Source organism: Mesorhizobium sp. M8A.F.Ca.ET.207.01.1.1 (genome assembly GCF_004794715.1).
Classification (GTDB): domain Bacteria; phylum Pseudomonadota; class Alphaproteobacteria; order Rhizobiales; family Rhizobiaceae; genus Mesorhizobium.
Genome location: NZ_SRUS01000006.1, coordinates 209,231 through 228,146 on the forward strand (window position 1 = coordinate 209,231; position 18,916 = coordinate 228,146).

18 protein-coding genes are annotated in these 18,916 nt (G+C 63.1%); 10 read left to right on the plus strand and 8 right to left on the minus strand.

What is annotated here, in order from left to right; genetic code table 11:
- The first annotated feature begins 3 nt into the window (after positions 1-3).
- Positions 4-1,593 carry a hypothetical protein gene (locus EN850_RS19380; protein ID WP_136092184.1) on the plus strand — a complete coding sequence of 530 codons (1,590 nt, stop codon included), beginning with the start codon at positions 4-6 and terminating at the stop codon, positions 1,591-1,593.
- A 36-nt stretch (positions 1,594-1,629) separates the two neighbouring features.
- Here the strand turns inward: EN850_RS19380 and EN850_RS19385 are convergent, their stop codons facing one another.
- Positions 1,630-2,292: a hypothetical protein gene (locus EN850_RS19385; protein ID WP_136092044.1), complete on the minus strand. Its 663-nt coding sequence runs from the start codon at positions 2,290-2,292 to the stop codon at positions 1,630-1,632.
- Positions 2,289-2,588 carry a DUF3572 domain-containing protein gene (locus EN850_RS19390; protein ID WP_135915802.1) on the minus strand — a complete coding sequence of 100 codons (300 nt, stop codon included), beginning with the start codon at positions 2,586-2,588 and terminating at the stop codon, positions 2,289-2,291. The genes EN850_RS19385 and EN850_RS19390 overlap by 4 nt, the downstream gene beginning before the upstream one ends.
- A 247-nt stretch (positions 2,589-2,835) precedes the next feature.
- Between EN850_RS19390 and EN850_RS19395 the strand changes: the two genes are divergently transcribed.
- The 9 genes from EN850_RS19395 to ugpC all read left to right on the plus strand — a co-directional run bounded on the left by EN850_RS19395 (position 2,836) and on the right by ugpC (position 13,065).
- Positions 2,836-3,207, plus strand: a complete 372-nt coding sequence (locus EN850_RS19395; protein ID WP_006334976.1) for a response regulator — start codon at positions 2,836-2,838, stop codon at positions 3,205-3,207.
- A 33-nt stretch (positions 3,208-3,240) separates the two neighbouring features.
- Positions 3,241-4,614, plus strand: coding sequence for a PleD family two-component system response regulator (locus EN850_RS19400; RefSeq protein ID WP_136092045.1), 1,374 nt, complete (start codon positions 3,241-3,243; stop codon positions 4,612-4,614).
- A gap of 553 nt (positions 4,615-5,167) precedes the next feature.
- Positions 5,168-6,706, plus strand: coding sequence for an FAD-dependent monooxygenase (locus EN850_RS19410; RefSeq protein ID WP_127278637.1), 1,539 nt, complete (start codon positions 5,168-5,170; stop codon positions 6,704-6,706).
- Positions 6,707-6,811: 105 nt separating this feature from the next.
- Positions 6,812-7,546, plus strand: coding sequence for a FadR/GntR family transcriptional regulator (locus EN850_RS19415; protein WP_127872597.1), 735 nt, complete (start codon positions 6,812-6,814; stop codon positions 7,544-7,546).
- On the plus strand, positions 7,543-8,730 hold the full coding sequence (locus EN850_RS19420) for a PLP-dependent transferase (protein WP_135880493.1): 1,188 nt from the start codon (positions 7,543-7,545) through the stop codon (positions 8,728-8,730). The genes EN850_RS19415 and EN850_RS19420 overlap by 4 nt, the downstream gene beginning before the upstream one ends.
- A gap of 29 nt (positions 8,731-8,759) precedes the next feature.
- Positions 8,760-10,037, plus strand: coding sequence for a sugar ABC transporter substrate-binding protein (locus EN850_RS19425; protein ID WP_135880492.1), 1,278 nt, complete (start codon positions 8,760-8,762; stop codon positions 10,035-10,037).
- Between the two features lie 185 nt (positions 10,038-10,222).
- Positions 10,223-11,146 carry a sugar ABC transporter permease gene (locus tag EN850_RS19430; RefSeq protein WP_127872594.1) on the plus strand — a complete coding sequence of 308 codons (924 nt, stop codon included), beginning with the start codon at positions 10,223-10,225 and terminating at the stop codon, positions 11,144-11,146.
- On the plus strand, positions 11,146-11,994 hold the full coding sequence (locus EN850_RS19435) for a carbohydrate ABC transporter permease (RefSeq protein WP_135864390.1): 849 nt from the start codon (positions 11,146-11,148) through the stop codon (positions 11,992-11,994). Before EN850_RS19430 ends, EN850_RS19435 begins: the two co-directional genes overlap by 1 nt.
- A gap of 3 nt (positions 11,995-11,997) precedes the next feature.
- Positions 11,998-13,065, plus strand: coding sequence for a sn-glycerol-3-phosphate ABC transporter ATP-binding protein UgpC (gene ugpC / locus EN850_RS19440; protein ID WP_135915806.1), 1,068 nt, complete (start codon positions 11,998-12,000; stop codon positions 13,063-13,065).
- Positions 13,066-13,187: 122 nt separating this feature from the next.
- Here ugpC and rpmG read toward each other — a convergent pair whose 3' ends face one another.
- The 6 genes from rpmG to rnr all read right to left on the minus strand — a co-directional run bounded on the left by rpmG (position 13,188) and on the right by rnr (position 18,916).
- Positions 13,188-13,355, minus strand: coding sequence for a 50S ribosomal protein L33 (rpmG, locus tag EN850_RS19445; RefSeq protein WP_006201775.1), 168 nt, complete (start codon positions 13,353-13,355; stop codon positions 13,188-13,190).
- Positions 13,356-13,510: 155 nt separating this feature from the next.
- A complete protein-coding gene (locus EN850_RS19450) occupies positions 13,511-13,969 on the minus strand; it encodes a hypothetical protein (protein ID WP_135928626.1) in 459 nt (152 codons plus the stop codon).
- Between the two features lie 111 nt (positions 13,970-14,080).
- Positions 14,081-15,259, minus strand: coding sequence for an MFS transporter (locus tag EN850_RS19455; protein ID WP_135928627.1), 1,179 nt, complete (start codon positions 15,257-15,259; stop codon positions 14,081-14,083).
- A 102-nt stretch (positions 15,260-15,361) separates the two neighbouring features.
- Positions 15,362-16,102, minus strand: a complete 741-nt coding sequence (locus EN850_RS19460) for an NUDIX hydrolase (protein ID WP_135864394.1) — start codon at positions 16,100-16,102, stop codon at positions 15,362-15,364.
- Between the two features lie 73 nt (positions 16,103-16,175).
- The gene (locus tag EN850_RS19465) at positions 16,176-16,610 is read right to left on the minus strand and encodes a DUF983 domain-containing protein (protein ID WP_135864396.1); all 435 of its coding nucleotides are present in this window, start codon (positions 16,608-16,610) and stop codon (positions 16,176-16,178) included.
- Positions 16,610-18,916 (minus strand): ribonuclease R, encoded by a 2,307-nt coding sequence (rnr, locus tag EN850_RS19470; protein WP_136092046.1) that lies wholly within the window; start codon positions 18,914-18,916, stop codon positions 16,610-16,612. The genes EN850_RS19465 and rnr overlap by 1 nt, the downstream gene beginning before the upstream one ends.

The window sequence follows — 18,916 nt, forward strand, 5'->3', positions numbered from 1 at the left end:
CCTATGTTGCCAATTGCGTTTACCGCGCTTCTGCTCAGCGCACCTGCTTTCGGCCAGACCGTCGACAACCAGGGCGCCAAGCAATTGTCCGATGACCTGTCGCGCTATGTTGGCAAACAGGCGCTCGACAAGGGTATCCTGAAGGTTTCGGCCGAAGGCGACGCCTACAAGATCGTGTTTGATTTCAAGGCGCTTGCCGCGACCTTCCCCGACCAGAAGATGGTGAAATTCGACTTTGCGCCCTACGCCCTGCTGGTCAAGCCGCGCAGCGACGGGTCCTGGGATGTCTCGATGGACTTTTCGCAGAGCGCCTCATTCGAGTTCAACGGTCCCGAGGGAAAGCAGAGCACGCGGTTTTCGATCAAGGACGGCAAGGGCAGCGGCGTCTACGACCCCAAGCTGGCGGCGTTCAGCAGCGCCACCAGTTCGATTGCCGGGATGACGATGTCGTCGCAGGACGCCAAGCAGCAGATGGATGCGAGCGCCGGTGCCGGCACCGCGACCCTGTCCGCGGCCAAGGCAGCCAATGGCGGCGTCGATTTCACGACGACGCAAAAGATTGCGAACTTCGTCGAAGCGATAAAATTCAATGATCCCGAGAGCGGGTTGAATTTTCCCGTTACCGTGAAGTCGCCGGAATTGTCGGTGGAGGCCAGCGGCAAGGGCGTCCAAACCAAGCCCCTGCTCGATCTCCTGGCGTTTGCCGTGGCCAATGAGGACGAGAAGACGCTGAAGGCAAACCAGGCGCAACTCAAGTCGCTTCTGCTCGCCGCGCTTCCGGTGTGGGAGCGTATCGACGGAACCTATGGCTTCAAGGATTTCGCGGTCGACAGCCCGATCGGCACGTTCGGGGCAACCCAGCTCGGCATAGCGTTCGGCTCCGACGGCGTCGCCCAGAATGGCAAGATCAGCTATGGCATCAAGGCTTCGGGGCTGACCGTGCCGCAGCAGCTCTTGCCGAGCTGGAGCGTGGCACTGCTGCCTACCGATATCGACCTGAACTTCGGCGGCGCCAGCATCGATCTCGACAGTATGGCGAAGAAGGCGATCGAAGCCTTTGATCTCAATCAGGATCCGCCGCTGCCGGCCGAGTTTGGCGACCAGCTCAAGGCCGACTTCCTGGCCAAGACGCCGAAGGTGGTCATCGGCCACAGCACCGTGAAGAACAAGGACATGGAGATCGCGCTCGAAGGCGAGATGACGACCTTCGGCCAGAAGCCCGATGCAAATCTGACCGTCGATGTCGCCGGTTTCGACAAGATCATGGAGCACCTGCAGGAAGCGGCGAAGGCGGAGCCGGAGGTCGGGCAGTACGTGCCTGTCGCTCTCATGGCGAAGGGTTTTGCCAAGACGCTGCCGGACGGCAAGCTGGAATGGGCTATCAACACCAAGGCCGACGGTTCGGTCACTGTCAACGGCGTCATGCTGAAGCCCGCCGATCCGGCGGTGGATGACAGTGTCGATGATGGTGGCGGCACGGACGATGAGAGCGGCGATGACAATGGCGGTGGCGCTAACAGCGGTAGCGCTAACGAAGGCAGCAATAGCGGCGGCACCGATGATGGCGGAGCAGGGGCCAAGCTGAACCCTTGAGGGGGTAGCCCTCCAGCAATTCCCCCCGGAATTGCGTCAAAGCGCCTGTAGTCCCAGAGCGCTCGCGATCTTCGGCGCGGCTTCGTGCCAGTCCTGGACGACGATGACATCGTCCGAGACCGGGGGCAGGAACGCGCGCAGCGAATTGTCGGCCATCAGGTGGAAGAGATTTGCATCGGCGATCGATTCCCGCACCGACGCCAGATTGTGTGGCTGGTCGTCGACGAAGACCACGGGCCGCCCGGTCTTGCCGCGCAGCCTGGCCACCGCCGGGCCCTTGGCCATCTCGGTGGTCAGCAGCGGATAGGCTAGTCCCAGCGCATCGAGATGGGCGCGGCGCGCGGCGCGATGCCTGTGCGGCATGGCCGTCAGCAATATGATTTCCGCGCGACCTCCAAGTCCCGTCAGGGCCTCCGCGGCGCCATCGGTGATGCTTTGCCAATCAGCTTGCGCGTCGAAGAAATCGCCCAGGAGTGCAGTGACTTCGGGTTGTTCGATCAGGCGGCCGCTGGCCGTTTCGGCAATGTTGCCGGTCAGCCGGAAGGAAGCCAGTGTCAGGCCATAGCCGCGTGCCTTGAGGAAATGCGGAAACGGGCGGATGAATTCGAGCACGACGTCGTCAACGTCGAGCACCAGCAACGGCCGGTCGTCGGTCGCCAGCTCCTCGATCTGGCGCGCGGTTTCGGGATCGTCGCTCATGTGGAACGCTCGTGACTGTCATCGCCGAGCGGCAAGGCGCGCAACGCCTTGCCAACGGCCGCCGGCGGGGTGCCGGTTTCCTCGGCAAAACGCATCAAGGTCGGCTCGTGGGCGAGAATGAACTGCAGGACGCCGGCCAGGAAACCCGGCTCGCCGGCCGCCCGGCGGATCGAATGCGCCTCTATTCCCGTGATCGCCAGAAAACGCGGTAGAAGCTCAGGATCGGCGGCAACGAAGCCCAATGCCTTCACGGCAATGGTTTCCGCCTCTTCGCGCATTGACGCTGCGTTTGCCATCACTACCTTCGGCGTGTGGAATGAGTCTCTCCCGCAGTAATGGCAAGAGTTGCTTGCGGCAAGCCATTAGAGTGTGGCGCGCCTTTTGGACGCGCAGGGAGGCGAGGCGGAATTCGTGCTGCTTTGCAGGCCGCGGGTTTCCGTTTCGTCAATCATATTGCCGTATAGTGAAGCAGGGTTTGGTGCGTTCAAGGAAAGAGCGCATGACGGCCACCTCCGGGCGGAGGACGGCCGGGACGGGATGTCGATGCCTAAGAAGGTCATGATCGTCGAGGACAACGAGCTCAATATGAAGCTCTTTCGGGACCTCATCGAAGCAAGCGGCTACGAGACGGTGCGCACCCGCAACGGTCTCGAGGCGCTCGACCTGGCGCGCCAGCACCGGCCGGACCTTATCCTGATGGATATCCAACTGCCCGAAGTGTCGGGGCTGGAAGTGACCAAATGGCTGAAGGAGGACGATGATTTACACGTCATCCCGGTCATTGCGGTGACTGCCTTCGCGATGAAAGGCGATGAGGAGCGCATCCGCCAGGGTGGCTGCGAGGCCTATATTTCGAAGCCGATCTCGGTGCCGCGCTTCATCGAAACCATCAAATCCTATCTGGGCGATGCCTGATGTGCCCTTCCAGCCGAGCCGGAGCCTTGTGAAATGACCGCGCGGATCCTCGTCGTCGACGACATCCCTGCCAATGTGAGGCTGCTGGAAGTCCGGCTGCTGGCCGAATATTTCGAGGTGCTGACCGCCACCAACGGGCCCGACGCGATCGAGACCTGCGAGAACGGCAAGGTCGATGTCGTGCTGCTCGACGTGATGATGCCCGATATGGACGGGTTCGAGGTCTGCCGGCGGCTGAAGAGCGATCCGGCGACGTCGCACATTCCGGTGGTGATGATCACCGCGCTCGACCAGGTCTCAGACCGCGTGCGCGGGCTGGAGGCCGGTGCCGACGATTTCCTGACCAAGCCGGTCAACGACCTGCAACTGATGACGCGCGTCAAGAGCCTGGTCCGCCTGAAGTCGCTGACCGACGAGCTTCGGCTACGCGCCTCGACCACACGCAACATAGGCATCGAGGAACTTTTGAGCCGCAATTTCGCGTCCGAGGACACGACGCCGAAAGTACTTTTGATCGATGAGCGCAAATCGTCGGTCGAGCGCATCCAGAAGATGTTGCGCGACCGTGCCGATCTCGACGTCACCGGTGATCCGCATGCCGGGTTCTTCCAGGCCGCCGAAACGCCCTATGAATGCGTGATGATCTCGACCACCTTCGCCGATTTCGATCCGCTCAGGCTCTGCTCGCAACTGCGCTCGCTCGACCGCACCCGTTTTGTGCCGATCATCCTTTTGGCGGAGGAGGGCGAGGAAGAGCGCCTCATCCGAGGGCTCGAACTCGGCATCAACGACTATCTGATGCGGCCGATCGACCAGCAGGAACTGACGGCGCGGCTGCGCACCCAGGTGCGCCGCAAGCGCTACAACGACCAATTGCGCGCCAGCGTCACCCAGACCATCGAAATGGCCGTGACCGACGGCCTGACCGGGCTGCACAACCGCCGCTATCTCGACAGCCATCTGCAGACGCTGTTCGACCGCGCAGTGGCGCGGCGCCGGCCACTGTCGGTGATGATCACCGATCTCGACCGCTTCAAGTCCATCAATGACGCGCACGGCCATGATGGCGGCGACGAGGTGCTGCGCGAATTCGCGCGGCGGCTGCGCAAGAACGTCAGGGGTATCGACCTTGCCTGCCGGTTCGGCGGCGAGGAGTTCGTGGTGGTGATGCCGGACACCGACGGCACCGTGGCCGAGAAGGTGGCCGAACGCATCCGTGCCGAAATCGCCCAGAAGCCTTTCGCCATCGGCGCCGACGGCAAGACGATCGAGGTCACCGTCAGCGTTGGCGTGTCATCGGTGCTGAAGGGCGTGGATACGGCGACCGCGCTGATGAAGCGCGCCGATCTCGCGCTCTACGAAGCCAAGAGCGGCGGCCGCAACCGCGTCGTTGCCAAGGCGGCCTGACGGTCCGGGCCCGATTATCCGGTCAACCCAACAGGGTTACCCATTTACCTTAATCCAAGCGATTCGCGAGCCTTGGTTAAGAAACTGTTGATTTTCATAAGCTCTTGCGCAAATGTGCAGGCCAAGACGAAGCCGGCACGAGGGTAGACAGCCGGCTCGGTCCCTCAGGAATACCCCATGATGCTCAGGTCCGCCGCATCTCCTGGGTCCGTGGGGTCGGCCGGCCGGCGCTGGCACATAGTGGCCTCCTCGTACCGCTGCCAAACGCCGACCGGCCCCCTCTTGTCCGACATGACATCAGGATTCCGCGCCAAGCCCCGGAAGTGCCGGGGCTTTTTTGTGCGCGGCAGGATCTGAAGAACGCTTTCCTGGGTTCTAACGGCACCTCGCGCTCTATCGCTTCGCAACGCGCGACCTTTTCACTGCCGTATGCAGAGGGGAAGGCGAGAGGCTACCCCCTCCATTTCATACATATGGCGTACAAGGGGCTTGCGGCAAGACCTGGCTGTTCCCGTAAAACCACGACCCAAGTTAACCGAAACGGGAGTGGCGAATGCCGGAATTGTTGCCAAGAGGCCAAGTAGGTCGGGACCGTGCAGTGGTGATCGCCGGAGGCGGTCCGACCGGGTTGATGCTGGGTGGCGAACTCGCATTGGCGGGCGTCGATGTGGCCATTGTCGAGCGGCGGCCCAACCAGGAACTCATCGGCTCGCGAGCGGGTGGCCTGCACGCACGCACCATCGAGGTACTCGACCAGCGTGGAATTGCCGACCGGTTCTTATCACAGGGACAGCTATCGCCGTCCGTGGGCTTCCACATGATCCGGTTGGACATCAGCGATTTTCCCACGCGGCACAATTATCTGCTGGCGCTGCGGCAAAACCATATCGAGCGGCTGTTGGCCGACTGGATCAGCCAGTTGGGGGTGCCGATCTATCGCGGACAGGACGTCACGGGCCTCGCACAGGATGACGATGGCGTCGACGTCGAACTGTCCGGTGGTCGGTGCCTGAGAGCGCAATATCTCGTCGGCTGCGACGGAGGACGCAGCATCATCCGCAAGGCGGCGGGCATCGCGTTCGACGGGTGGGATCCGACGATGAGCTGGATGATCGCCGACGTCGAGATGTCTGAGGAACCTGCATGGGGCTTTCGCAGCGACGCCTACGGTATTCATGCGATAGGCAAGATTGAAGAAAGCGACCGCGTGGGTGTGGTGTTGACCGAGAGGCATCTGACCATTGGCGGCGAACCTACGCTGCGCGATCTCAGCGAGGCGCTTGTCGCGGTTTACGGCACCGATTACGGGGTCCACAATCCGACCTGGATTTCCCGGTTCACCGACATGACACGCCAGGCCGCGTCTTACCGCAACAAACGTATTCTGCTCGCCGGCGATGCTGCGCACATCCATCCCCCAATGGGCGGACAGGGCCTCAATATCGGCGTGCAGGACGCGGTGAACCTGGGATGGAAGCTGGCCCAGGTGGTCAAGGCGACGTCCCCTGAAAGCCTGCTCGACAGCTACCATGCCGAACGCCATCCGGTTGCCGCCCGCGTGCTGCGCAATGCGATGGCGCAGGTCGCGCTTCGTCGCAGGGACGACCGCACCAAGGCTCTGGGCGACACGTTTGCCGAACTGCTCGCCATGGACGGGCCACGCAAACGAATCGCCGCCGAGATGTCCGGCCTGGGTGTCCACTACGACCTCGGGGAAGGGCACGCGCTGCTTGGGCGGCGAATGCCCGACCTCGATCTGCTCACCGCCAACGGGCCGTTGCGGCTGTTTACCTTGCTGCACGACGCGCGGCCGGTGCTCCTCCATTTCGGTGAACCAGGCAGACTGGACAGTGCGCCTTCGGCCGGCCGGATCCGGCAGATCGACGCCAGGTATGCCGGTGCCTGGGAGCTTCCCGTACTCGGAACGGTCGCTGCGCCCGACGCGGTTTTGATCCGGCCCGATGGATATGTGGCCTGGGTAGGAGTTGGGACTCCACAGGGATTGGCCGATGCGCTGACCAGATGGTTCGGACCGGCTGCCGCAGCCGGGTGTCCTTCCGAACGCAGCGCGTCACACTCTTCCACGGACTGAAGGCTGGCTTCCACAGGCTGAAGGCGGCTGCCTCCTGACAAGCGATTGACAGGAGGCTCCATCTATGCAGAAATTGGTTGGACCATTGGACCACTTGGAGGAAGTGTGGACCAGAACAGCCTGCCACCCATTCAGACGACGGCGCGCGACGACGCCGTGCTGAAGGCATTGGTGGGCTTCGTCCGCGCCGAGGCCTTGCAGCCTGGTGAGCGACTGCCGACCGAGCGCATCCTGGCCGAACGGCTCAAGGTCAGCCGCAACACGGTGCGCGAGGCGCTGACGCGGTGGGAGGGATTGGGCCTGGTCGAGCGCCGGCAAGGCAGCGGCACCTATCTCAAGGCGGCCGTATCGCCCGATATGCTGCATCTGCCGCTGACGCTGGCGGGCGGCAATGATTTCACCAGCCTGATGCAGACGCTGGAAATCCGCCGCGCACTGGAAGCGGAAGCGGCGGCACTGTGCGCCGAGCGGGCAAGCCCCGCCGACATTGCCGAGATCGAACGCAAGCTCGATATCATGGAGCAGGCGTTTCGCACCCTAGACGGCATGTCATCGGAAGAGGACTGGGAATTCCACCAGGCGATCTACCGGGTCTCCGGCAATCCGCTGTTCGAACAGATCATCGCGGCCATGCACGAACTGTTCCACCGTTTCTGGGAACATCCACTCGGCGTGCGCGATTTCGGCCATGCCAGCTTTCCCTATCACCGCACCATCTACGAGTGCATCGCCGCGCGTGATCCGCAAGGCGCCCGCGGCGAGGCGCTGAAGCTCATCGCCACCGTCGAGGACGACCTGAAGCGCGGTGCGGCCAAACTCAAACTTTCGGACCTGAGATGAACGAGCACCCAGCCGGTTTCGATCAAGACTATCTCGCCGAGGCGGCGACGCTTTTGGCGCATGATGAACCGTTCCCCGGCGGCGCCGTCGTGCCGCCTATCTACCAGACGTCGCTGTTCACCTTCGCCAATTACGCCGAAATGGCCGATACCTTTGCCGGCAAGCGAAAGCAGCCGATCTATTCGCGCGGCGACAATCCGACGGTCATGGAGTTCGAGGCGCGTGTCGCGGCGCTCGAAGGCGCCGAGGCCGCGCGCGGCTTTTCAAGCGGCATGGCAGCGATCAGCGCCACCGTGCTTGCCTTCGTCGGGGCGGGCGAGCGCATCGTCGCGGTACGCAATTGCTATGGCGATGCCTACCGGCTGTTCGAGCGGCTCCTGCCGCGGCTCAACATCAAGGTCGATTATGTCGACGGCTCGGACCCGGATGCGGTGGCGGCGGCATTGCCCGGCGCAAAGCTGCTTTATCTGGAAAGCCCGACCTCGATGATGTTCGAGCTTCAGGACCTGCCGCATCTGACCCGGCTGGCCAAGGAGCAGGGCATCATCACCACCATCGACAATTCCTGGGCGACGCCGGTGTTCCAGAAGCCGATCTCGCACGGCGTCGATCTCGTGCTGCACTCGGCCTCGAAATATCTCGGCGGCCACAGCGACACCGTTGCCGGCGTGGTGGCGGGCTCGGCCGCGCACATCAAACACATCAACGAGCAGACCTATTCCTATCTCGGCGGCAAGCTGTCACCGTTCGAGGCCTGGCTCTTGCTGCGCGGCCTGCGCACGCTGCCGCTGCGCCTGCCGCACCACATGAAGAGCGGGCTCGCCATCGCCGAACGGCTGAAGGCGCATGGCAATGTCGAGCGGGTCAACCACCCCGTCTATTCGAACCATCCGGGCAAGGCGACGCTTGCCGGCTATGGCGGGTTGTTCTCGTTCGAAGTTACCGAGGATATCGACATTCCCGTCTTCGTCGACGCGTTGAAATATTTCCGCATCGGCGTCAGCTGGGGTGGGCATGAGAGCCTGGTCGTGCCGGCCAAGGCGTCGCTGGAGCAGACGCCGGGACTGAATTCGATGGCGCGCTTCGGCGTCAGCCCCCGAACCATCCGCTTCAATGTCGGATTGGAAAGTGTCGAGGATCTTTGGGCGGATGTCGCCCAGGCCTTCGAAAAAGCCAGAAAATAACAAGCGGGTTCAAAATGGGAGTCTTGAACATGAAAAAACTGACCGTCATGCTTGCCACCGTCGCGGGGCTGGCAATTTCCGCCGGGGGCGCGCTCGCCGATTCGACCCTGAAAATGGTCGAGGTCATCACCAGCCCGCCGCGCACGGAGTTCCTGAAAAAGCAGATTGCCGAGTTCGAGGCGGCCAATCCGGGCGTCAAGGTCGAGCTGGTCTCGCTGCCCTGGGGGCAGGCATTTGAAAAATTCCTGACCATGGTGCAGGCCGGCGATACGCCCGATGTGGTCGAGATGCCGGAACGCTGGATGGGGCTTTACGCCAACAACGCTCAGCTCGAGGATCTCGGCCCCTATATGGCCAAGTGGGACGACGCCAAGACGCTCGGCGACCGCGCCAAGCAGTTCGGCTCGACGGTCAACAACACCCAGTTCATGATCCCCTACGGCTACTATGTGAACGCGCTGTTCTGGAACAAGAAGCTGTTCAAGCAAGCCGGCCTCGACGGTCCGCCGGCGACGCTTGACGAATTCGTCGCCGATTCCAAGAAAATCTCGGCCATTCCCGGCAAATACGGCTACTGCCTGCGCGGCGGGCCGGGCGCCTTCAACGGCATGCACATGTTCATGAACATCGCCGCCGGCAAGGGTGGCTATTTCAACGAGGCCGGCACCTCGACCATCAATGAAGAGGGCTCGGTCAAGGGCCTGCAGATGCTGGCCGACATGTACAAGGACGGCCTGGCGCCGAAGGATGCCGTGAGCTGGGGTTTCAACGAAACGGTCACCGGCTTCTATTCCGGCACCTGCGCCATGCTCAACCAGGATCCGGACGCGCTGCTCGGCATCGCCGACAAGATGAGCGCCGACGACTTCGCCGTGGCGCCGATGCCGACCGGGCCGAGCGGCAAGTCCTATCCGACGCTGGGCTATGCCGGCTGGGCGATGTTCGCCAACTCGCAGCACAAGGATGATGCCTGGAAGTTGATGGCGACGCTGCTCTCGCCGAAGGACAATCTGGAATGGGCCAAGGAAGTCGGCGTCATCCCGATCCACAAGGGCGCCGACCAGGACGCCCACTTCAAGACCGAGCAGTTCAAGGGCTGGTTCACCGAACTGAGCGACGGCGCCAAATATGAGATGGTGACGCCGCCGACGCACCTCGAAAACCTTGGCAACTTCGTCGACCAGGTGGCGATCAAGAACTTCCAGGAAGTGCTGCTCGGCCAGAAGACGGCCAAGGACGTCGCCGACCAGTGGGCTGCCTTCCTGACCAAGGAGCAGCAGGACTGGCTGGCGAAGAACAAGAAGTAAGCGCAGGCTTTTCCTTCTCCCCGTTCACGGGGAGAAGGTGGCCCGACAGGGCCAGATGAGGGGCAGCGCTGAGTTCTCAGAAGCTGGCGCCGCCCGTGATCTGCCTGCCGGCATCTTCTCCCCGTTGAACGGGGAGAAGGACGCTTGTCGCCAACGCCGCGCTCCCAAAGGACGTTCCACAGCCAATGACCTATGCCGTGTCCGAAATACGATCTGTCGGCAAGCCGCGACGTAAGTGGCTCACACACGCTGCCATCGAGCCCTGGCTCTATCTCAGCCCGGCGATCATCCTGCTGGTCGTGGTGCTGCTCGTGCCGCTGGTCATCGGCATCAGCTATTCCTTCCGCAAGTTCTCCGCCTTCAAGTCGGAATATGTCGGGCTCGGGCAGTATCAGGCGATGTTTTCGGACCAGGTGCTGGGGCAGGCGCTGGTCAACACGCTGTGGTGGACGGTCGCCAGCCTGTTCTTCCAATTCTTCCTCGGCCTTGGCCTGGCGCTGCTGCTCGACAAGCCGTTCCCAGGCCGCAAGGCGGTGCAGGCGCTGGTCTTCCTGCCCTGGGCGGTGCCGTCCTTCCTGTCGGGCCTGACCTGGGCCTGGCTGTTCAACCCGATCATCGGTCCGCTGCCGCACTGGCTGTTCGCCTTGGGGCTGAAAGCCGAGCCGACCAACGTGCTTTCCGATCCGGCCACCGCCATGTGGGGGCCGATCGTCGCCAATGTCTGGTTCGGCATTCCGTTCTTCGCCATCACGCTGCTGGCGGCGCTGAAGTCGATTCCCTCGGAGCTGCATGAGGCGGCGGCGATCGACGGCGCTTCGCCCTGGCAACGCTTCACCAAGGTGACGCTGCCGTTCCTGGCGCCGACCATAGCCATCACGGTGATGCTGCGCACGATCTGGATCGCCACCTTCGCCGACCTGATCTTCGTCATGACCGAGGGCGGGCCGGCCGGCTCGACCAACACGGTGCCGGTCTACATCTATGTCAGCGCCTTCAAGTCGCTGGACAAGGGCTATGCCTCGGCTGTGGCCGTGCTGCTGCTCGTCCTGCTTATCGCCTATGCGATTGCGCTGATCGCCATCCGCCGCTCGCTTGTGAGGCACGTCTGATGATCGCGGGACGCTCTGCTTCACAACGGTTTTTCGGCGGCGTCGGTCTCTACGCGGCAATCGCGGCCTATGTGGTCTTCGCACTGTTCCCGATCTACTGGACGCTGAAGATCTCGGTCACGCCGGAGCGGCTTCTCTATTCCGAAGGCATAACCTTCTGGCCGTCGCACATGACGCTACAGAACTTCATCACCGTGCTCGAAGCCACCGATTTCCCGCGCTATTTCATCAACAGCGTCATCGTCTCGGTGTCGACGGCTGCCCTGGTGACGGTGATCGCCACGCTTGCCGGCTACGCCATGTCGCGCTTCACCTTTCGCGGCAAGGCGGCGCTGGCGCTGATGCTGCTTTTGACCCAGACCTTTCCGCTGGTGATGGTCATTCCGCCGATCTACCGCGTGATGGGCCAGATCGGCCTGATCAACAGTCTGACCGGGCTGATCATCATCTACACCGCCTTCAACACTGCCTTCGCCACCTTCCTGATGCAGTCCTTCTTCGACGGCATCCCGAAGGACCTCGAAGAGGCGGCGATGATCGACGGCTGCACGCGTGCGCAGGCAATGCGCCGGGTGATCGTGCCGCTGACCCTGCCAGGCATGGGCGCGACACTGGGCTTCGTCTTCACCGCGGCATGGAGCGAGCTTCTGTTCGCGCTGATGCTGATTTCCAGCGACGACCAGAAGACCTTCGCCGTCGGCCTGCTCACCTTCATCGGCAAGTTTGCCGTCGACTGGGGGCAGATGATGGCGGCGTCGATCCTGGCGCTGATCCCGGTCTGCATCTTCTTCGCCTTCCTGCAACGCTATCTCGTCACCGGCCTGACCGCCGGCGCCGTCAAAGGATGATCGATGGCCTCTGTCACGCTCGAAAAGGTTCGCAAGGATTACGGCGCCGTGCGCGTCCTGCATGCGGTCGATCTCGAGATCGCCGACGGCGAGTTCGTCGTGCTGGTCGGACCGTCAGGTTGCGGCAAGTCCACGCTTTTGCGGATGATCGCCGGGCTGGAGGAGGCCTCCGGCGGCGAAATCCGCATCGGCGAGCGGCTGGTCAACGATGTCGCGCCGAAGGATCGCGACATCGCCATGGTGTTCCAGTCCTATGCGCTCTATCCGCATATGGACGTATCGAAGAACATGGGCTTCAGCCTGATGTTGCGAAAGGCCGAGAAGCCGGCGATCGATGCTCGCGTCGATGGTGCTGCCAAGCGGCTGGGGCTGGATACGTTCCTGCAACGCCTGCCCAGGCAATTGTCAGGTGGCCAGCGGCAGCGTGTCGCCATGGGCCGCGCCATCGTGCGCGATCCCAAGGTTTTTCTCTTCGACGAGCCGCTGTCGAACCTCGACGCCAAGCTGCGCGTCCACATGCGCGCCGAGATCAAGGCCCTGCACCAGCAATTGAAGACCACTTCGGTCTACGTCACCCACGACCAGATCGAGGCGATGACCATGGCCGACCGCATCGTCGTCATGCATGACGGGCTGATCCAGCAGGTCGGCGCGCCGCTCGATCTCTATGACCGGCCGGCCAACATGTTCGTCGCCGGCTTCATCGGCTCGCCGGGCATGAATTTCCTGCCGGCGGTGGTGGAGAAGGGCGGCAAGATGGACGCCGTATTGTCCGATGGCCAGAAGCTTCGGTTGCCGGACGGATTGCCGCTCGGGGATGGCGACGTCATCACCGTCGGCCTGCGGCCCGAGCATATAAGGCTGGCCGATGACGGTGCGCTGCAAGGCGAAGTCGGTGTGGTGGAGCCGCTCGGCCTGTCGACGCAGTTCTATGTCAAGCTGGCCGGCCAGCAGCTTTGCGTCTTTGCCATGGGCCGCGCGGGCGTGAAACCCGGCGACGTCGTGCGGCTGGCGGCCGATCCGGCGTCGCTGCATCTGTTTGACAGGGAAAGCGGCGACCGTATCGGCTGAATGAATTCAGTCAGGCTGAATGAATTCAGCCGGGCTGAGCGCACCCAGCCGTAGCCTTCCGCCTTGCAAACAAAAACGCCGCCCATCGGGCGGCGTTTTTGCATTCCAGAGGGAAACCCAGATTACTTGATCTTGGTTTCCTTGAATTCGACGTGCTTCTTGGCGACCGGGTCGTACTTGCGGAACGACAGCTTGTCGGTCTTGGTACGGCTGTTCTTGCTGGTGACGTAGAAGAAACCGGTGTCGGCGGTCGACAGAAGCTTGATCTTGATGTTTGCGGCTTTGGCCATGATCTCAGTCCGTTATGTTCGTGGAGTTTTGGCCGCTGGAGCACGGGGAAAACACCCGGACGCGGGAAACTTGGCGCGACACATAAAGAACGTGCCTGGAAAGTCAAGCCCGGTGGACCCGATGTGGCCCGCTCAAGCTGCCCGGTATGCATAAATCAGACGGTTTGCGCCTCCGATACCGCGACCTTCTTCCAGTCTCCGGTCGTGTTCCACCAGCGATTCGGATTGGCGCGGTCGTCCAGCCCCTTGGAGCGGCTGGCAAGGATCGGCTGGATGCGGATCACCGGCTCCTGATAGGAATGGGCCTGGAAAATCGCCTCGACGACGCGGGCCGCCAGCGCCTGGTCGTCGGGCAATTCGAAGGAAACCTCGACCGTGCCCGGACGGCGGCGCAATTCGGTTTCGGCGCCGGCCGCTGCCCCTTCAAGGGGCCTGTAGCGCTCGATGCCGTGCGCCGACTGATAGGCATTGCGGTCATACTTGCCCATGGCAAGCGGTGCGATCGCCACAACCGCGTCCATGATGCGGTCGACGTCGGCAGCCGGAGCCTGGAAGCTGACGAGCAGCAGGAGGGTCATTCGCAGCGAAGTGGTTTCAAAGCCGCTGTCGATCATCGGAGTGTCCTCGGTTCAGGTGTTTTAGGACACCCTTTTAACCGGTGGCTGCTGACACGGTTCTGTCAGCAGCCTGTCGCTGGGCGGTGCCGATAAGCGACGGGTTGGGCTCTACAGCAGGATCTTGCGAACGAGCCTGAAGCAGACCAGGGCGATGTAGGCGGCGAAGAAAAGGCCGAGCGACCAGCCGAAGCCGGAAGGCCCGAAACTGTCCATGCCGATGCCGATCGCCTGCGGCCCAAGCACCATGCCGACGCCATAGCACAGCACGAAAGCAGCATTGGCCGACGCCAGTTCGTGGCCGGAGAGCTGCGAACCGAGATGGGCAAGACCGATCGTGTACATGGCAGCAACGACACCGCCCCAGACGAAGAGAAGCGCTGCCATCAAATGCCAGTTCGCGGCAAAGAACGGCATGAATATCGTGCCGACGAGACCAACCGTGGCACAGGCGAGCAGCAGATAGCGCCGGTCCGAGACGCGGTCGCTGATCATGCCGATCGGGATCTGCAACAGCACATTGCCAAGGCCGATCATGGTCAGCAGCAACGCCGCGTCGGCCTCGGAATATCCGATGCGGTTGCCATAGACCGGGAACAGCGCGAAGCCGCCGGTCTCGACCGCGCCGAACACCAGCACGGCGAAAGTCGCGGTCGGCACCAGCCAGATGTAGCGCAGGAAGTGGCTGGTCTCGCTCTCCGCCACGATGGTAGGGCTTTCGTTGCGGGCGGCCAGAACCGGTATGGCGGCGAGCGTCACCAGGGCGATGATGACGCCAAACGGCCTGAAGCCGGAACTGCCGAGATGGGCGAACAGCCACGGCCCTGCGGCAAAGCCGAGCGACAGGACGGTGGCGTAGATGCCAAGCACAAGGCCGCGCCGGTGCGGCGGTGCTGATGTGCTGATCCAGAATTCCGACAGGATGAACAGCACCGTCAGCGCGATGTGCAGCACGACGCGCAGCGGAAACCACATCCAGAAATCAGGCGCGAAATGGAAACCGACGAAAGCCAGCGCGCCGGTAGCAATCATGGCGATCATGGTCCAGGCGACGCCAAAGCGCATGGCGAGCGGCGTGGCGAGCGGCGCCCCGGCGATCGAGGCCAGGCCGGCGACGGCCGTGTTGAGGCCGATCATCGAGGCCGAATGGCCGCGTGTTTCCAGGATGACGCTGAGCAGCGGCATGCCGAGGCCGATGGCAATGCCGACGACGCTGATCGACGAGATCGCCGCCACCATCGGCAGCCAGTGTACGCGTTCGTCGCCCTGTGGTTGGGTATCGACCGTCATGAGATGCTGAATACTCTGTCTGTTTGATCTTACGCAATTCCCAAGGGCAAGTGCTTCGCTCTTGTCCCGGGAAAACCGGGTCACACTTTTCCTGGAATTGCTCTAGAGAAGTTCGCGGGTGAAGCGGTTGCGGACAAGCCGGTAGAAGGGGACGGGGCCACCCGGACGCAGCAGCGGATCGTGGGCGAGCCGCCTTTCCAACTCGTCCAGGATCATTCGGGTGATGTCGGGTATATCAGCCTGCTTGGCCTTGGCGAGCGGCAGCCAGACCAGTTCCTCCAGCTCGTTGGTCGGGCCGCCATCGGGCAATTCGATGGCGACGTCGCCACGCCAGGCGCTGAAGAAGCGGGTGTCGAATCGGCGCACCCGGTTCGGCGGCGTGATGGCGCGCGCGACGAAGCGCAACGCCTCCAGCGACGGTGCCACGCCATGTTCGACGAAACCCTGCCAGTCGCGCCTGGTCGTCGCAAAGGCGCCTTTGCGGCCGATCAGCAGGCCGGCTTCCTCATAGGTTTCGCGGACCGCCGACAAAGCGATGGCACGGGCTCGGGCGTGGCTGGTGCGGCCGGGGCCGGCCGTCAGCTTGGCTTCTTCGTGCTGGTTAAGGGCGGTCGCCGTCGGGATGCGGCTGTCGGCAGGGTCGGTACGGCCGCCCGGGAAAACGAATTTCCCTGGCATGAAGGCGTGCGCGGCGTGGCGGCGTCCCATCAGCACCAGGACGTCGTCGCCTTTGCGGTCGAGCAGGATGAGCGTCGCGGCATCACGCGGACGCAGGGGCCGGCCGTCATGCACGGCCAGGCCCTTGTCGATCTTGTCGACGTCCGCCTTGGTCATAGCTTCCATGCGCGGGACCTAGCGGAAACTTCTTGCATGCGAAAGTGGCCTTAACGATTGGCATGTTGCGCCAGCCAACACCTCAGGCCCCGGGATGCGGCTCGATCACATCCTTTTCGCCACCAAATCCGTGCATATAGAACGCCCATTGCAATCCGATGACGGCGCCTTTGACAGGCTGCAGCAACGCGATCGAGAGAAGGATGGTCAAGGGCACCCAGATGAGGATGTGTTGCCAGGTGGAGAGCGTCGAGGTCGCCTCGACACCCATGAAGGCGCCGAGCACGATGTGGCCGACGATGACGATGACGAGATAGGCGGGCAAATCGTCGGCGCGATGGTGATGAATCTCCTCGCCGCAGACACTGCAGGTTTCGACGGTCTTGGTGAAGCCGCGGAACAGCTTGCCTTCGCCGCAATTCGGGCAGCGGCCCAAGAGGCCGCGCTTCATCGCCGTCCACAATGGCCGGGCAATCCGGCCCGAGTGATGTTCGCCGCCAAAAACCTGTTGTTCCATCATCGTCTCCTGCCGCGCGACCCCGGTCGCGATTGCGACGCACGGGCGCGGCCCTTAGCCTTGTGAAACGACCTGCTGGAGCCTGGCAGGGGCTTTGGGTCGGTCAACATCTCGAAGCGCATCGCTCCGGCCATTGGCGCCACCTCGACGAGCCGGACCTCGACACGATCAGCGAGTTGGTAGCCTTTGCCCGAGCGTTCTCCGAACAGGGAGCGGGCCGTTTCGTCGTATATATAGTAATCGCCGCCCAGAGTTGACACCGGGATGAAACCATCGGCGCCATATTGCGGCAATTGGACAAAAAGTCCTGATTTGGTGACGCCGGAGATGCGGGCGTCGAAGCGGTCGTCGATGCGCTCCGCGAGGTAGGCGGAGATCAGCCGGTCGACCGTGTCGCGCTCGGCAGCCATTGCGCGCCGTTCCGTGCCGGAGATCAGCACCGCAACGTCTTCGAGGCGCGCCTCCTCGTCTTGCGTCAGTCCTCCGGGTCCAAGACCGAGTGCGGCAATAAGCCCACGATGGACGATCAGGTCCGCGTAGCGGCGGATCGGCGAGGTGAAATGCGCGTAGCGCCTGAGGTTGAGGCCGAAATGGCCGATGTTCTTGGGTGAATATTCGGCCTGGCTCTGCGAGCGCAGCACCACTTCGTTGACCAGCGCCTCATTGTCGGCGCCGCGTACGCGGTCCAGGATGCCGTTGAACTGGCTGGGCCGCATCTGGGCGCCGCGTGCCAGCGACAGGCTAAGCGTCTGCAGGAATTCGCGCAGCGATTCCTGCTTGGCCAGCGACGGCGCGTCGTGAATGCGGTAGACCAGCGCCTGCTTTTTGCCCTCCAGCGTTTCGGCCGCGGCGACATTGGCCTGGATCATGAACTCTTCGATCAGCTTGTGGGCGTCGAGCCGCTCCGGCACGATGACGCGGTCGACCGTGCCATCCGGTTTGAGCAGGATCTTGCGCTCCGGCAGGTCGAGTTCGAGCGGCTGGCGGCTGTCGCGCCCGCGCTTGAGGATCGCGTAGGCGTCCCACAACGGCCTCAGCACCGTGTCGAGGATCGGGCCGGTCTTGTCGTCCGGCACGCCGTCGATCGCCGCCTGGGCTTGGCTGTAGGCGACCTTGGCCGCCGACTTCATCATGACGCGGTGAAAGGAATGCCTGATCTTGCGGCCATCGGCGGAGAAGGTCATGCGCACCGCTAGCGCCGGGCGATCCTGGCCCTCGCGCAGCGAGCAGAGATCGTTGGAGATGCGCTCGGGCAGCATCGGCACGACGCGATCCGGGAAATAAACCGAATTGCCACGCTTCAGGGCCTCGCGGTCGAGCGCCGTGCCGTAGCGGACATAGGCGGCGACATCGGCGATCGCGACGGTGGCGATAAAGCCGCCGAGATTTCTCTCGTCGAGGTCAGGGGTGGCGAAGACGGCGTCGTCATGGTCCTTGGCATCAGCCGGATCGATGGTCACCAGGGGCAGGTCGCGCCAGTCCTCGCGATGGGCAAGCGTCGCCGGCTTGACGGCTTCGGATTCGGCTATCACCTCGGCCGGGAAGATATGCGGAATGTCGTGCGCGTGGATGGCGATCATCGAGACCGCCTTTTCGCTCGTCAGCGAACCCAGCACGTTGAGCACCTTGGCTCTCGGCAGCCCATAACGCGAGGCTCGCGCGGGCTCGACCTCGACAAGGTCGCCGTTTTTGGCGCCGTTCTGGAATTCCTTGTCGACGATCAGCTCGGGCTGGCGCCGTTCCACCGGCTCGATGCGGAAGCTGCCGTCCTGAAGCACGCGAAAGACACCGAGGACGGCATCCGTGCGCTTCTCGAAGATCTTCATCACCCGGCCGGTATAGGCAGGCCCTGACGGATCGTCAGTCGGGAAGGTCTTGGCCAGCACACGGTCGCCGATGCCGGGCGCCGGTCCGTTCCCCCCGCGCGAAACACGGATCGAGACCACGGGAGGTTCGCCCGGGCCGACCGCCTCGGCCGGATGCGCCAGCAAGACCCCGTCGCCATCGCGGCCAAAGATGTCGAGCACTGCGACTTGGGGCAGGGCGCCGACGCGGGCCAGCCGCTTGCGTTCCTTGGTCAGAACGCCTTCGTCCTGCAGGTTGCGCAGGAGATCCTTTAGCCAGATTCGGTCGTCGCCGCGCAGCGCGAACGCCTTCGCGATATCGCGCTTTCCGGCACGATCGGGGTTTTCGGCGATATAGCGCAGGATTTCATCGCGCGAGGGCCGGTAATCGTCCTTGACCTTGGCCCTGGTGTCGGCGGTGCGCGGATCGCCGTGGCTTCTTCCGGTGATCCTGCGCGCCAC